Source organism: Embleya sp. NPDC050493 (assembly GCF_044458105.1).
Lineage (GTDB): Bacteria > Actinomycetota > Actinomycetes > Streptomycetales > Streptomycetaceae > Embleya.
In genome coordinates, this window is record NZ_JBITHP010000002.1 from 733,937 (window position 1) to 749,321 (window position 15,385).

The 15,385-nt window shown below is 69.8% G+C and carries 12 protein-coding genes; 9 read left to right on the top strand and 3 right to left on the bottom strand.

From position 1 onward, the window contains the following. Nucleotides 1-155 precede the first annotated feature (155 nt). From uvrB to ACIBM5_RS06530, 5 genes are all read left to right on the top strand, one after another. On the top strand, nt 156-2,234 hold the full coding sequence (gene uvrB, locus ACIBM5_RS06510) for an excinuclease ABC subunit UvrB (protein WP_396005686.1): 2,079 nt from the start codon (nt 156-158) through the stop codon (nt 2,232-2,234). A gap of 212 nt (nt 2,235-2,446) precedes the next feature. Continuing rightward, nucleotides 2,447-3,019, top strand: coding sequence for a TerD family protein (locus ACIBM5_RS06515; protein ID WP_391582564.1), 573 nt, complete (start codon nt 2,447-2,449; stop codon nt 3,017-3,019). 104 nt (nt 3,020-3,123) lie between these two features. Beyond that, nucleotides 3,124-4,878, top strand: coding sequence for a TerD family protein (locus tag ACIBM5_RS06520; RefSeq protein ID WP_391582563.1), 1,755 nt, complete (start codon nt 3,124-3,126; stop codon nt 4,876-4,878). Nucleotides 4,879-5,135: 257 nt separating this feature from the next. Next, entirely contained in the window at nt 5,136-5,792 is a 657-nt protein-coding gene (locus ACIBM5_RS06525; protein ID WP_396005687.1) for an exonuclease domain-containing protein, read from the top strand. A 176-nt stretch (nt 5,793-5,968) separates the two neighbouring features. Beyond that, the gene (locus ACIBM5_RS06530) at nt 5,969-6,958 is read left to right on the top strand and encodes a TerC family protein (RefSeq protein ID WP_396005688.1); all 990 of its coding nucleotides are present in this window, start codon (nt 5,969-5,971) and stop codon (nt 6,956-6,958) included. Here ACIBM5_RS06530 and ACIBM5_RS06535 read toward each other — a convergent pair. Further along, nucleotides 6,955-7,116: a hypothetical protein gene (locus tag ACIBM5_RS06535; RefSeq protein ID WP_391582560.1), complete on the bottom strand. Its 162-nt coding sequence runs from the start codon at nt 7,114-7,116 to the stop codon at nt 6,955-6,957. The genes ACIBM5_RS06530 and ACIBM5_RS06535 overlap by 4 nt on opposite strands. 125 nt (nt 7,117-7,241) lie before the next feature. Here ACIBM5_RS06535 and ACIBM5_RS06540 point away from each other — a divergent pair, with 125 nt between their 5' ends. Then, on the top strand, nt 7,242-7,793 hold the full coding sequence (locus ACIBM5_RS06540) for a CGNR zinc finger domain-containing protein (protein WP_396005689.1): 552 nt from the start codon (nt 7,242-7,244) through the stop codon (nt 7,791-7,793). A 202-nt stretch (nt 7,794-7,995) separates the two neighbouring features. On the opposite strand, the gene ACIBM5_RS06545 is transcribed toward ACIBM5_RS06540, so the two are convergent. Beyond that, a complete protein-coding gene (locus ACIBM5_RS06545) occupies nt 7,996-8,652 on the bottom strand; it encodes an MBL fold metallo-hydrolase (RefSeq protein ID WP_396005690.1) in 657 nt (218 codons plus the stop codon). Between the two features lie 70 nt (nt 8,653-8,722). Continuing rightward, a complete protein-coding gene (locus tag ACIBM5_RS06550) occupies nt 8,723-9,457 on the bottom strand; it encodes a maleylpyruvate isomerase family mycothiol-dependent enzyme (protein WP_391582557.1) in 735 nt (244 codons plus the stop codon). Nucleotides 9,458-9,812: 355 nt separating this feature from the next. Here ACIBM5_RS06550 and uvrA point away from each other — a divergent pair, with 355 nt between their 5' ends. The 3 genes from uvrA to uvrC all read left to right on the top strand — a co-directional run bounded on the left by uvrA (nt 9,813) and on the right by uvrC (nt 15,383). After that, nucleotides 9,813-12,659, top strand: a complete 2,847-nt coding sequence (uvrA, locus tag ACIBM5_RS06555) for an excinuclease ABC subunit UvrA (RefSeq protein ID WP_396005691.1) — start codon at nt 9,813-9,815, stop codon at nt 12,657-12,659. A 102-nt stretch (nt 12,660-12,761) separates the two neighbouring features. Continuing rightward, entirely contained in the window at nt 12,762-13,238 is a 477-nt protein-coding gene (locus tag ACIBM5_RS06560) for a Rieske (2Fe-2S) protein (RefSeq protein WP_396005692.1), read from the top strand. A gap of 39 nt (nt 13,239-13,277) precedes the next feature. Further along, nucleotides 13,278-15,383, top strand: a complete 2,106-nt coding sequence (uvrC, locus tag ACIBM5_RS06565; protein ID WP_396005693.1) for an excinuclease ABC subunit UvrC — start codon at nt 13,278-13,280, stop codon at nt 15,381-15,383. Nucleotides 15,384-15,385 lie beyond the last annotated feature (2 nt).

Below are 15,385 nucleotides of genomic sequence, written 5' to 3' on the forward strand. Positions count from 1 at the left end.
GTGCGGAGGCTGCGGGTTTTCCGGCGGCGGCGCGGCGCGATCGAGCCCCGCGGCCTGCGACGTGGCCGCACTCGACGGCCGCCGGCACCTTACGGGTCTCCACCGACAAACGGCGTCCACGCCGTTTGTCGGTGGAGACCCGTAACGTGTATCTCGTGCGACCCATTACCGATCTCGAACGCAAAGTGGCGCCCTTCGAGGTCGTCAGTCCCTATCGGCCGTCCGGTGACCAGCCGCAGGCGATCGATCTTCTCGAACAGCGCGTCAATGCGGGCGACAAGAATGTGGTGTTGCTCGGTGCGACCGGCACCGGGAAGTCGGCGACGACCGCGTGGATGATCGAGCGGCTCCAGCGGCCGACCCTCGTCATGGCGCCCAACAAGACCCTCGCGGCCCAGCTCGCCAACGAGTTTCGTGAGCTGCTGCCCAACAACGCAGTCGAGTACTTCGTCTCGTACTACGACTACTACCAGCCCGAGGCGTACGTCCCGACCACGGACACCTACATCGAGAAGGACTCCTCGATCAACGAGGAGGTCGAGCGGTTGCGGCACTCGACCACCAACTCGCTGCTGACCCGCCGCGACGTGGTCGTGGTCGCCTCCGTGTCCTGCATCTACGGCCTCGGCACCCCGCAGGAGTACGTCGACCGGATGGTCCGGCTGCGAGTCGGCGAGGAGATCGAGCGCGACGCGCTGCTGCGCCGCTTCGTCGGCAACCAGTACACCCGCAACGACATCGCGTTCACCCGCGGCACCTTCCGGGTGCGCGGCGACACGATCGAGATCTTCCCGGTGTACGAAGAGCTGGCCGTGCGGATCGAGATGTTCGGCGACGAGATCGAGTCGCTGATGACGCTGCACCCGCTCACCGGCGAGGTGGTCAGCGAGGACGACGAGCTCTACGTCTTCCCCGCCACCCACTACGTGGCCGGCCCCGAGCGCATGGAGCGGGCGGTCGCCGGGATCGAGCGGGAGCTGGAGGAGACGCTCGCCCGGATGGACAAGCAGGGCAAGGTGCTGGAGTCCCAGCGGCTGCGGATGCGGACCACGTACGACATCGAGATGCTCCGCCAGATCGGCACCTGCTCCGGCATCGAGAACTACTCGCGGCACATGGACGGCCGCGAGGCCGGCACCGCGCCGAACACACTCCTCGACTACTTCCCCGAGGACTTCCTGCTGGTACTGGACGAGTCGCACGTGACCGTGCCGCAGATCGGCGCGATGTACGAGGGCGACGCGTCGCGCAAGCGCACGCTGGTCGAGCACGGCTTCCGGCTGCCGTCCGCGATGGACAACCGCCCGCTCAAGTGGGAGGAGTTCCTGGAGCGGGTCGGCCAGACGGTGTATCTGTCCGCGACCCCCGGCAAGTACGAGCTGGCCAAGGCGGATGCGGTGGTCGAGCAGATCATCCGCCCGACCGGCCTGATCGACCCCGAGGTCGTGGTCAAGCCGACCGAGGGCCAGATCGACGACCTGCTGCACGAGATCCGCACCCGGGCCGAGAAGGACGAGCGGGTCCTGGTCACCACGCTCACCAAGAAGATGTCCGAGGACCTCACGGACTACTTCCTGGAGCAGGGTGTGCGGGTGCGCTACCTGCACAGCGACATCGACACGCTGCGCCGGGTCGAGTTGCTGCGCGAGCTGCGGCTGGGCGAGTACGACGTGCTGGTCGGCATCAACCTGCTGCGCGAGGGCCTGGACCTGCCCGAGGTCTCGCTCGTGTCCATCCTGGACGCGGACAAGGAGGGCTTCCTGCGCTCGGGCACGTCGCTGATCCAGACCATCGGCCGTGCGGCGCGCAACGTGTCCGGCCAGGTGCACATGTACGCGGACAAGATCACCCCGTCGATGGCCAAGGCGATCGACGAGACCAACCGTCGCCGGGCCAAGCAGATCGCGTACAACACCGAGCGCGGCATCGACCCGCAGCCGCTGCGCAAGAAGATCGTGGACATCCTGGACTCGATTTCGCGCGAGGACGCGGACACCGCCGATCTGCTGGCCGGCAACAAGGGTCGGCAGAAGGCGCCGGTGCCCTCGCTGGGCAAGAAGGCGGCGACGGACAATCTGCCCGCGGCCGATCTCGCGGACATGATCCGGGTGATGACCGAGCAGATGCACGCCGCGGCCTCCGAACTGCAATTCGAACTGGCCGCGCGGTTGCGCGACGAGGTCGGGGAGCTGAAGAAGGAGCTGCGCGGGATGAAGGCCGCGGGCATCGCGTAGCACGATGTCCGGGACGGATCACGGACATGAGGGAACGGCCTGCGAAGTCCGTACGTCTTGACCGGTAGGTTCGTGATCCTGAATGTCACCGAGGGGCTCGCCGGGACACCGGCGACTCCCGAGGACTACTCTGCGGCCAGTGTGGGCCCGCCCCGACCACGGGACGGCGTTCGCGAGCCGCGTGACCAAATCTGTGAGGGGAGACGTCGCCAGTGGCCGTCAACATGTCCAAGGGCCAGAGGATTTCACTCGACAAGCCGGGTGGTGGCGAGCTGACCATGGTCCGGATGGGCCTGGGATGGGACGCCATCAAGCGCCGCGGCCTGTTCGGCAGCCGGGAGAAGGAGGTCGACCTCGACGCGTCGTGTGTGCTCTTCGCCGAGAACCAGCCGGTCGACGTCTGCTACTTCGGCCAGCTCACCAGCAAGGACGGGTCCGTTCGCCACACCGGCGACAACCTGACCGGGCACGGTGACGGTGACGACGAGTCGATCCTCGTGGACCTGTCCCGCGTGCCGGTGCACGTGGACCAGATCATCTTCACGGTCAGCTCGTTCCAGGGGCAGACCTTCCAGGAGATCGAGAACGCGTTCTGCCGGATCGTGGACGAGACCACGAACACCGAGCTGGCGCGCTACACGCTCTCCGGCGGTGGCAACTACACCGGCCAGATCATGGCCAAGCTCTACCGGCACGGCACCGCCTGGAAGATGGCCGCGATCGGCGAGCCCGCGCACGGTCAGACCCTGCGCGACCTGCTCCCGGCTCTGATGGCGCACCTGTAGGACGCACAACCAAACATGGTGAGCGGGCCGGGACGGGCGAACCACGCCTCCCGGCCCGCTCGCGCGGGGTCCGTCCCGGCGGGGCGGGGAGGGGACGAACGCACGTGAGCACCGAACTGGTACGGGGTCAGAACCTGGCGCTGCCCGACACCCGGGTGGAGGTCGAGATCGCGGCACAATGCCCGGTCGAGCTTGTGGTGACCCTGGTGGGCGCCGACGATCGGGTCCGCGGCGACGACGATGTGATCCAGCGCGGCGGTGTCGACACCGTCGGGGTGACCATCCGGCAGGCCGGTGCGACCTTCGAGCTGGACAGGCTGCCCGCCGAGATCGAGCGGGTGCTGGTCGGCGCCTCGCTGGAGGGCGGCGGCGTGGACCGGTTCGGCGTGGTCGCGGCGCCGGTGGTCACCGTGCGGGCCGGCGGCGAGGACCTGGCCACGTTCCGGATCACCGATCTGGGCAACGAGCGCGCGCTGCACACCGTCGAGCTGTATCGACGCCAGGGCGCCTGGAAGGTGCGTGCCGTCGGGCAGGGCTACGAGGCCGGCCTGGAGGCGCTGCTCAAGGACGTCGGCGTGCAGAACCGGGCGCGGGTGGTGGACCGGGCGCGCACCGCGCTCGGCGGACCCGCCGCCGCGCCGTTCAGCGCCGCGAACGCGCCCACCGAACCGCGCGAGCCGGGCACCCCGCCGCGGGTGGACCAGAGCGGCGGCATGGCGTGGGCCGCGGCTCCGCCGGACGTCGAGCGCGAGGCCGCGCAGCGGGCCGCGCGGCGCGAGGTGGAGAAGCTGTACGAACAGGTCTGGGGCGTGTTCGAGGACGCGGCGCGATCGGCCGCCGCCTACCGATCGGCGATCGAGTACGCCGACGGGCGGCTGGACAAGGAGCTGGAAGGCGTCCTGAACGACCCCGCCGCGCGCTTCTCGCCCGCGGGGCTCGCCGCGCAGGACACCGCGCGTGATCGGCACCGGGCGCTGGCCGAGCAGGCCAAGGCCGTACTCGACCGGGACACCACGCAGTTGGTCGGCGAGGTCGAGCAGCTGGAGCCGAACCTGCCGCCGGTGATGGCGCGTTGGGACAGCACGTCGTGGGCCGGTTGGCAGGCTCCCGAGGACGGGGCGCCGGCGATTCGGCTCGGCGACCTGCATCTGCCGGAGCGACCGGAGCTGCGCGTGCCGATGGTGTTGCGGCTGCCGATGGATCGCGGGTTGTGGATCGACACCGGTGCGACCGGCCTGGAGGGCGAGCGGGGCAACGGCGCGGAGCGGGCCGACGAGCTCGCGGTGTCGCTGACCGCGCGGATGTTCGCGGCGTTCCCGGTGGGCGAGTTCAAGGTGCACGTGATCGACCCGGCGGGCAAGGGCACGGCTGCCGCGCCGTTGCAGCCGCTGGCGTCGTCCGGGCTGCTGGTGGGGCCGGTGGCCACCGATGCGGCCGACGTGTCCGTGCTGCTCGGGCGGATCCTGGACCGGATCGAGCTGGTGCGGATGGCGGTGGCCAACGACGCGGTGGACTCTTTGCCGAGCGATCTGGATCTGGCCCGACAGTTGTTGCTCGTGCACGACTTCCCGTTCGGTTTCGACGATCGCAGTGCGGCGCAGTTGCGGCACATCGTCGAGGAGGGGCCCAGGGTCGGGGTGCACGTGATCGTGGTGGGTTCGCGGGGCGACGCCGAGTCGTTCGGGCCGCTGCTGGATCCGTTGTGGCGGTCGTTGTTGCGGCTCACCGCGATTCCGGAGGACCACATCATGGACCCGTGGATCGGGCTGCCCTGGGTGTACACGGCGGACCTGCCCTCGGGCGGCGCGGAGGCCACGCGGCAGTTGTTGTCCTGGGTCGCCGGCACGAACGGGCGCTAGGCGCGCGAGGTTCGGCCTCCGGCCGGGTGGCTTCGAGCGCCGGCCGGGCTGAAGTGGGTCGGCTCGGCGGGGTGTTGACGCCGGGGTTCGGTGGAGCGTTGGTCTTCGGCCGGGTGACGTCACGTGCCGGCCGGGCTGGGCGGGGATTCGCTCGAAGCGGGCAGTTCGTGGCAATGCGGGGAAAGCGGCGGGGCGGGGGTCATAGACTCTCGCCCCGTCGGTCGTGACCGAGGCGGCCGGGGGAGAGGGATGTCGCCTTGTTCGCCTATGCCGATCCCGTGCGCATGCTCGGGGTGCCCGCCGAGGTCGCTCGGACCGAATTCGCGGTCGTAGACCTGGAGACCACGGGATTCTCGCCGGCCCGCGGGGATCGGATCGTGGAGGTCGGCGTGGTGCGCATCCGCGGCACCGGCGAGGTGCTGCGCGAATGGACCACGCTGCTGGATCCGGGCCGCTCGGTGGGCGCGAGCCACGTGCATCGCATCACCGCCGCCGACGTGCTGGGCGCGCCCCGATTCGCGCAGATCGCCGTCGAGTTGGCCGGGCTGCTCGCGGGTGCCGTGGTGGTCGCCCACAACGCGTCCTTCGAGCAGCGTTTCCTGGAGGCCGAGTTCGTCGCGGCCGGCCTGGCGCCGCCGACGTTGCCCGCGCTGTGCACGATGAAGCTGGCGAAGGCGTCCGGGCTGCCGCTGGCCGATCACAAGCTCGGGACGTGTTGTGCGCACTTCGGGCTGACCTTCCCCGACGCGCACGCGGCGCTGGCCGATGCCCGGGTGACCGCGCGCCTGCTGCCGCTGCTGCTGGCCGGCCTGGGGACCCGCAGTCTCGGGCTGCCGGTGCCGCCCGCCCGGGCCCCGGAGCGGGCCGCCGCGCCCGTGCTCAAGCCGCGCCGGGGGTTCTCCCCGGTGCGCTGACGGGTATCCGGGTGCTCCGAGCGGGCGGATCCGCACAGGTCTTCCGATGACCTGTCACCAGGGTTTGGTAAAGGATCGCTTGGTGTTTCCTTTACCTTCTGGCATCCTGGAGGCAATCGGAGGGGTACATCCCCCCTCCGGCGTTGACGCGACCCCCCACGTCTGCCGGAGGCGCAGTGGACGTTTCACCCGTTGCCTGGATCCTGACCATCGTCGTGCTGTTGGCACTGGTGGCAGTCGATCTGTTCCTCAATCGCAAACCACACGAGGTCACCCTCAAGGAGGCGTCCCTCTGGGGCATCTTCTGGGTCGGTCTCGCCGTCCTGTTCGGAATCGGCCTGTGGGTCTTCTCCGGGTCGGCACCCGCCGGCGAGTTCTTCGCCGGCTTCATCACCGAGAAGTCGCTGAGTGTCGACAACCTGTTCGTGTTCGTACTGATCATGGGCAAGTTCGCGGTCCCGCCGCAGTACCAGCAGCGGGTGCTGCTGGTCGGCGTGCTGCTCGCGCTGGTGCTGCGCGGCATCTTCATCGCCGCGGGCGCCGCGGTCGTGGCCGCGTTCTCGTGGGTCTTCTTCATCTTCGGCGCGTTCCTGATCTGGACCGCCTGGAAGCTGATCAAGGAGGCCCGGTCGGACGAGGAGGAGGAGTTCGAGGAGAACGCCCTCCTGCGCAAGGTCGAGAAGGTGCTGCCGACCACCGACGGCTACCGCGACATGAAGCTCGTAGTGAAGGAGAACGGCAAGCGTTTCGTCACCCCGATGCTGATCGTGATGATCGCCGTCGGCACCACGGACGTGCTGTTCGCGCTGGACTCGATCCCGGCGATCTTCGGCCTCACCAAGGAGCCGTACATCGTCTTCACCGCGAACGCGTTCGCGTTGATGGGGCTGCGCCAGCTGTACTTCCTGATCGGCGGGCTGCTCAAGAAGCTCGTCTACCTGTCGTACGGCCTGTCGGTGATCCTCGGCTTCATCGGCGTCAAGCTGATCTTCGAGGCGCTGCACGGTCAGGGTGTGCACGTGCCGGAGATCGGCATCCCGCTCTCGCTCGGCGTGATCGTGGTGACCCTCGCGGTGACCACGGTGCTGAGTCTGCGCAAGACGAAGAAGGACGAGATCGCGGCGGCCGAGGAGGCCGCCAAGGCGGACCGGGACGCGAGCGTCTAACCCGGAAACGGTACGGCCGGCGGCCCCTGGGCGAGGAGCACCTCGTGCGGGGGCCGCTGTGTCGTGGTGGGCCGCAGTCGCACGCCGACGCTGCCGCACAGGCAGCGGGTGTAGACGATTTCGCCCTGGGATGTGGAGTGCCGGGACAGTACGGTCATCCGCGGATCCTCGATCCGGCCGCAGGCATCGCACCGGGAAGCCATCGCGTTGCCCCCAAGTTGGCTAGGGTAATGAGTGTTCTGGTGTAGCTCCTTACATACCTCGCAGCCTAGGTAAGGGTTCAATGGAAGTCAACGGTTACCGTAGTGACGGCGTCGGCGCTGCCGTGGCGATGGTCAACGCGTGGACGGGCGCGGACGGCTCGGCGCCGGACCTGGAGTCCGCGCGGGACGTGCTGCGAGCGTTCTCGTTCCTGGTCGAGGACCTGGAGCAGGAGGCGCTCGAACCCCTGCTGGAGTGGGCCGGCGAGTTGCGCGCGTTCTTCGTGATCACCGACCTGGAGGAGGCCGTCGAGCACGTCAACGGCCTGCTGGCGCGGGTCGAGGTGCGGCCGCGGCTGGTGGATCACGGCTACGGGCTGCACCTGCACCACGCGCCCTCGGGGGTGCCGTTCGTGCAGCGCATGCGGATCAACACGGCGATGGGGCTGGCCAACCTGGTGGCCGACTACGGCGTGGGCCGGTCCGGTGTGTGCGCGGCGGTCGGTTGCGACCGGGCGTTCGCGGACACCTCCCGCAACGGCCGCAAACGCTACTGCTCGGACGCGTGCGCCAACCGTGCCAACGTGGCCGCGCACCGGGCCCGCCGCAGGGCGGCCGCGCCGAGCGCCGGTTAGGCCGTGTCCGGCGGATCCTGGTGGGGTCGCGCCGCCCGGCGCCGCACCTCGCCGCACCGGAGAAACAGCCGAATGGAACCACTATGCGGCTGCTTCTCCGGCACGCCGAGCCACGGCACCGGACGACGCGACCTCATCCACCAAGATCCACCGGACACGGCCTAGCCCTGAGCGGGCCGGACCGACACTCGGCGTGCTCGGATCACCAGCGGCGTTCGCGCCACTCGGCCAGGGCGGGGCGCTCGGCGCCCAGGGTCGTGTCGTTGCCGTGGCCCGGGTAGACCCAGGTCTCGTCCGGGAGCGGGTCGAAGAGCTTGTGTTCGACGTCGTCGATCAGCCGATCGAAGGCGGCCGGGTCGCCGAAGGTGTTGCCCACCCCGCCGGGGAACAGGCAGTCGCCGGTGAACAGGTGCGGGTGGCCCTTGGGGTCGTCGTACAGCAGCGCGATGCTGCCCTCGGTGTGACCCACCAGGTGGATGGCCCGCAGTTCGATCGCGCCGAAGGCGATCGTGTCGCCGTCGTCCACGAGGACGTCGGTGGGCACCGGGATGGCCTCGGCGTCGGCGCGTCCGGCCAGGGTGGTCGCGCCGGTGTGCGCGACCACCTCGGCGAGCGCCTGCCAGTGGTCCTGGTGCCGATGGGTGGTGACCACCTTCGCGAGGCCGCCGTCGCCCACCAGGGTGATCAGCGTGCCCGCGTCGTTGGCCGCGTCGATCAGCAACTGTTGATCGGTGGCCCGACAGCGGAGCAGGTAGGCGTCGTTGTCGTAGGGCCCGACCGCCACCTTGCTGATCATCAGATTGGCCAGCTCGCGCACGGCCGGGGCGCCGCCGACCTTCACGGATCCGTGATACGTCATACGAGCCATCCTCCCCGTCCGTGACCCCTCCCGGCTACCGACCGGCGCCGGCGGCGGCCGCATCCGCCCGCTACATCCACGCGGGCAGCGGTGGCAGGCGGCCGAACGGCTCGACGATCAGGCCGTCGCCGTTGGTGCGGCCGATCAGCCACGCGAGCAGCGACTGACGGCGACCGGAGACGACTGCGGCGGGGGCCACGCCCTCCGGGCCGATCAACAGCTCGCGGTGGGTGATGTCGTCGCGCAGCAGCAGCGGCGGGCAGTCCGGCCGGCCGCGGAAGGAGGCGGCGACCTCGTTCAGCTCGCGCTCGGTGTACTCGGTCGGCCAGTGCGCCGGCGTCCAGCCCGCGTCCAGATCGACGTGGTGGATGTACAACTCGCGCAGTCGTTTGCCGGGCAGCGTCGTGGCGGCGATCTCGCCCGCGTTGCGCGCGGTGACCTTGGCGCCCCACGCGGTCGGCGTCATCGCGGTGAACGCCCGGGCGAACCGGCCGGACGCGTCGTACAGGTCGGTGAGCTGCTCCGGGAGCGGCCGACCGGCACCCTCCTCGATGGCCCGGTCGCGGGCGTCCCCCGGCGGGTACATCGGGGTCGGGATCCCGGTGCGGGCCCAGTTCAGCAGGTTGGTCAGGGCGTCCGCGTTGCGCGCGAGGTGGGTCAGTACATGGCCCCTGCTCCACCCGGGCAGCAACGACGGACCGGCCAGGTGCTCGGGCGTCAGCCGTTCCGCGGTCGCCAATACCTGCGCGGTCGCGTCGTTGATCTCCGCGAGCAGTGCGGCGGGGTCGAACCCGTCCGTGGTCACGCATACCTCCCCCGGATCGCCCCCGCCGCCGATTCGTGGGACGAGACGGGTCCCGGTGCGGCGAGGTCTTGGGGTTTCACCTTAGTGGCGCGGGCGGGCCGGAGCGCCGGGGCCGAAGCTTCACACGATCGAGTGAAGAAGGACCCGGAGAAGTTTTGTTCGAATGAATGTGCGATAGCCTGGCGGCTCAAAGGGGAACAAAAACCTGCCGTGGGCTGCTTACGATGGCGCGGGGCACGGATCCGACCGGCATCGTCCCGGTCGGCACTGCCTCGATCCGCACTGTCGACGCGTACCGATCAGCTCGACATCATTCAGCCGCAGCGGCATGTCGTCGAAGGGTTTCGATTCTCAAGTGGCCGACCGTCTCATCGTCCGTGGCGCGCGCGAGCACAACCTCAAGGACGTCTCCCTCGACCTACCGCGCGACGCGCTCATCGTCTTCACCGGCCTGTCCGGTTCCGGCAAGTCCTCGCTCGCGTTCGACACGATCTTCGCGGAGGGACAGCGCCGCTACGTCGAGTCGCTGTCGTCCTACGCGCGCCAGTTCCTCGGGCAGATGGACAAGCCCGACGTCGACTTCATCGAGGGCCTGTCGCCCGCGGTCTCGATCGACCAGAAGTCGACGAACCGCAACCCGCGCTCCACGGTCGGCACGATCACCGAGGTCTACGACTACCTGCGCCTGCTCTACGCCCGGATCGGCCACCCGCACTGCCCGCAGTGCGCCCGCCCGATCGCCCGGCAGAGCCCGCAGCAGGTGGTCGACCGGGTGCTGGAGCTGGAGGAGGGCACCCGCTTCCAGGTGCTCTCGCCGATCGTGCGCGAGCGCAAGGGCGAGTTCGTCGACCTGTTCGCCGAACTCCAGTCCAAGGGCTACAGCCGGGCCCGGGTGGACGGCGCGGTGATCCAGCTGACCGACCCGCCCAAGCTCAAGAAGCAGGAGAAGCACACCATCGAGGTGGTCATCGACCGCCTGACCGTCAAGGCCTCGGCCAAGCGCCGACTGACCGACTCGGTGGAGACCGCGCTCTCGCTCGGCTCCGGCATGGTGATCCTGGACTTCGTCGACCTGCCCGAGGACGACGCCAACCGCGAGCGGATGTTCTCCGAGCACCTCTACTGCCCCTACGACGACCTGTCGTTCGAGGAGCTGGAACCGCGCTCGTTCTCCTTCAACTCGCCGTTCGGCGCGTGCCCCGACTGCACCGGCATCGGCACCCGGATGGAGGTCGACCCGGAGCTGGTCGTGCCCGACGGGCAGAAGTCGCTGGACGAGGGCGCACTCGCGCCGTGGTCGAGCGGACACGCCTCGGAGTACTTCGGCCGGCTGGTCTCCGCGCTCGCGGACGAGATGGGCTTCCGTACCGACATCGCCTGGGACGGCCTGCCGCAGCGGGCCAGGAAGGCGCTGCTGAACGGCCACAAGACGCAGATCCACGTCAAGTACCGGAACCGCTACGGGCGCGAGCGCTCGTACTACACGTCCTTCGAGGGCGCGCTGCCGTACATCGTGCGCCGGCACTCCGAGGCGGAGACCGACACCAGTCGCGAGCGCTTCGAGGGCTACATGCGCGAGGTGCCGTGTCCCACGTGCCACGGCGCCCGGCTCAAGCCGATCGTGCTCGCGGTGACCATCGCGGACAAGTCGATCGCCGACGTCGCGTCGATGTCGATCAGCGACTGCGCCGAGTTCCTCGGCCGGATCAAGCTGGTGGCGCGGGAGAAGAAGATCGCCGAGCGGGTGCTCAAGGAGGTCAACGAGCGGCTGAGGTTCCTGGTCGACGTCGGCCTGGACTACCTCTCGCTCAGCCGCGCCGCGGGCACCCTGTCCGGCGGCGAGGCGCAGCGCATCCGGCTGGCCACCCAGATCGGCTCCGGCCTGGTCGGCGTGCTGTACGTGCTCGACGAGCCGTCCATCGGCCTGCACCAGCGGGACAACCACCGGCTGATCGAGACCCTGGTCCGCCTGCGGGACATGGGCAACACGCTGATCGTGGTCGAGCACGACGAGGACACCATCCGGATCGCCGACTGGGTCGTGGACATCGGTCCCGGCGCGGGCGAGCACGGCGGCGAGGTGGTGCACTCGGGCAGCTACAAGGAGCTGCTCAAGAACAAGCGCTCGGCGACCGGCGACTACCTCTCCGGCCGCAAGTCGATCCCCACGCCGACCGAGCGGCGGGTGCCGGACAAGAAGCGTCGCCTGGTCGTGCACGGCGCCCGGGAGAACAACCTCCAGGACGTCGGCGTGGCGTTCCCGCTGGGCGTGTTCACCGCGGTCACCGGCGTGTCCGGCTCGGGCAAGTCGACCCTGGTCAACGACATCCTGTACACGCACCTGGCCCGCGAACTCAACGGCGCGCGCCTGGTGCCCGGTCGGCACACCCGGATCACCGGGACCGAGCTGGTGGACAAGGTCGTGCACGTGGACCAGGGTCCGATCGGGCGCACCCCGCGCTCGAACCCGGCCACCTACACCGGCGTGTTCGACCACGTGCGCAAGCTGTTCGCGGAGACCACCGAGGCCAAGGTGCGCGGCTACCTGCCGGGTCGGTTCTCCTTCAACGTCAAGGGCGGCCGCTGCGAGAACTGCTCGGGCGACGGCACCATCAAGATCGAGATGAACTTCCTGCCGGACGTCTACGTGCCGTGCGAGGTCTGCCACGGTGCGCGGTACAACCGGGAGACCCTGGAGGTGCACTTCAAGGGCAAGAACATCTCCGAGGTGCTCGACATGCCGATCGAGGAGGGCTTGGCCTTCTTCGAGGCGGTCCCCGCGATCGCCCGGCACCTGCGCACGCTCGACGACGTCGGCCTGGGCTACGTGCGGCTCGGCCAGCCCGCGACCACGCTCTCCGGCGGCGAGGCGCAGCGCGTCAAGCTCGCCTCCGAGCTGCAGCGCCGCTCCACCGGCAAGACGGTCTACGTACTCGACGAGCCGACCACGGGTCTGCACTTCGAGGACATCCGCCGGCTGCTCGGCGTGCTGACCAGCCTGGTCGACAAGGGCAACACGGTGATCGTGATCGAGCACAACCTCGACGTGATCAAGACCGCCGACTGGGTCGTCGACCTGGGCCCCGAGGGCGGCAGCGGCGGCGGTCTGGTCGTCGCCGAGGGCACTCCCGAGGAGGTCGCCGAGGTGGCCGGCAGCCACACCGGCAAGTTCCTCCAGAACGTGCTGTACGACCGACGGTGACGTAAGCGCGGTCCGGGCCGGGTGCGAGGATTGACCGGCCGCACGGTGGCGTGGCCGGTCCGGGCCACGCCACCGGTGTCACCGTTCACGAGGAGATCCCGCATGACCCCGCAGCAGCAGCCCCGGCCCGAGACCGCGCGCGAAGGCGTCGCCGAGCACGGACCGGACCGGCGCACCCTGCTGCGCGGGGCCGCGGTGGTCGGCGCGGTCGGCGCCGCCGGACTCGGCCTGAGCGCGTGCACCACGGAGAACCAGCCCGCGTCGCCGCACGAGAAGAAGCTGCTCGACGGACCGGTCACGGTGGGTCGTTCCGAGGATGTGAAGGTCGGCAAGGGCAAGGTCTACACCGACACCTCGATCGTGGTGACCCAGCCCGCCAAGGACGATTACAAGGCGTTCGACGCCCGTTGTCCGCACCAGGGGTGTCTGGTCACCAAGGTCGACCAGGGTGTCATCCAGTGCCAGTGCCACGGCAGCCAGTTCTCGATGAACGACGGCTCCGTCGTACGCCGACCCGCCAAGCGCGGCCTGACGCCGCTGCCGATCACGGTCGCGAACGGCGAGATCGTCGTGGGTTGACCGCAAAAATCTGTTGGAGCCAGCACATAGGGTGGAGAAATGGACCCGTCGTCGTACCGGCCCGCGCCCGGCCAGATCCCGACGTCGCCCGGTGTGTACCGGTTCAGCGACGAGCACGGGCGCGTCGTCTACGTCGGCAAGGCGAAGAACCTGCGCGCCCGGCTCTCGTCCTACTTCCAGGACCTGGCCCACCTGCACCCGCGCACCCAGACCATGGTCACCACCGCCGCGGCGGTGGACTGGACCGTGGTCGGCACCGAGGTCGAGGCGCTCCAGCTGGAGTACTCCTGGATCAAGGAGTTCGACCCGCGCTTCAACGTCAAATACCGCGACGACAAGAGCTATCCCTCGCTCGCGGTGACGCTCGACGAGGAGTTCCCGCGCGCCCAGGTGATGCGCGGCCCGCACCGCAAGGGTGTGCGCTACTTCGGGCCCTACGGGCACGCGTGGGCCATCCGCGAGACGCTCGACCTGCTGCTGCGGGTGTTCCCGGTGCGCACGTGTTCGGCCGGCGTGTTCAAGAACGCCCGCCAGGTCGGCCGCCCCTGTCTGCTCGGCTACATCGGCAAATGCTCGGCGCCGTGCACCGGGAAGATCTCCGCCGAGGACCACCGCGCGCTCGCCGAGGACTTCTGCGAGTTCATGGCCGGCCGCACCGGGCCCTACATCAAGCGCCTCGAGCGGGAGATGAAGCAGGCCGCGCAGGCGATGGAATACGAGAAGGCGGCCCGGCTGCGGGACGACATAACGGCGCTGACCCGGGCCCTGGAGAAGAACGCGATCGTCTTCGGCGACGGCACCGACGCGGACGTGATCGCGCTGGCCGAGGACGAACTGGAGGTCGCGGTCCAGATCTTCCACGTGCGCGGCGGCCGGGTGCGCGGACAGCGCGGCTGGGTCACCGAGCGGGTCGAGGACGTGGACACCGCCGACCTGGTCGAACACTTCCTCCAGCAGCTCTACGGCGAGCAGCGCGGCGAGGCCGTGCCGCGCGAGGTGCTCGTGCCCGCGCTGCCCGCGGACACCGCGGCGCTCGGCCAGTGGTTGTGCGAGCTGCGCGGCGCCAGGGTGGAACTGCGGGTGCCGCAGCGCGGCGACAAGAAGTCGCTCCAGGAGACCGTGCAACGCAACGCCGCACAGGCGCTGAACCTGCACAAGCTGCGCCGGGCCGGCGACCTGACCGCCCGCTCGCTCGCGCTCCAGCAACTGGCCGAGGCGCTGGACATGGACACCGCGCCGCTGCGCATCGAGTGCTTCGACATCTCGCATCTGCAGGGCACCGAGGTGGTCGCCTCGATGGTGGTCTTCGAGGACGGGCTGCCGCGCAAGAGCGAGTACCGGCGGTTCGCGATCAAGACCTTCGAGGGCCAGGACGACCCGAGGGCGATGCACGAGGTGCTGACCCGGCGGTTCAGGCGCTACAAGTCCGATCTCGCGCGCGACGCGGCCGCCGACGCGGCGGTGGCCGGTGCCGAGGACGCGGACGGCGCGGACGGCGCGGAGAACACCGGCCCGATCGACCCGGAGACCGGCCGGCCCAAGCGCTTCGCCTATCCGCCGCAGCTGATCGTGGTCGACGGCGGGCAACCCCAGGTCGCCGCCGCCGTGCGGGCCCTGGAGGAGGCCGGCGTGGTCGACGTCACCGTGTGTGGGCTGGCCAAGCGGCTCGAAGAGGTGTGGGTGCCCGGTGAGGACGACCCGGTCGTGCTCCCGCGCAGCAGCGGCGAGGCGCTGCTGATGCTCCAGCGGATCCGGGACGAGGCGCACCGCTTCGCGATCACCTACCACCGGTCCAAGCGGTCCAAGGCGATGACGGCCAGTGCGCTCGACGACGTCCCGGGGTTGGGCGCGACCCGCCGCAAGGCGGTGCTCGCCCACTTCGGCTCGCTCAAGCGACTGCGCGCGGCCGGCGTCGAGCAGATCACCGAGGTGCCCGGCATCGGCCGCGCCACCGCGGCGGCGATCGTGGCGGCGCTCGCCACGCGGGCGCCCTCGGCACCGGCGGTGAACACCGCGACGGGCGAGATCATTGAAGACGACGCCGACGTTGTAGTCGACGAGGCCGTCGATGCCGACGAGGCGGTCCCGGTTGTACCCCCGAGGCAGGAACCAGCAGGAGGAAGCGTTGAACTCGCCCAGCCGTAGGT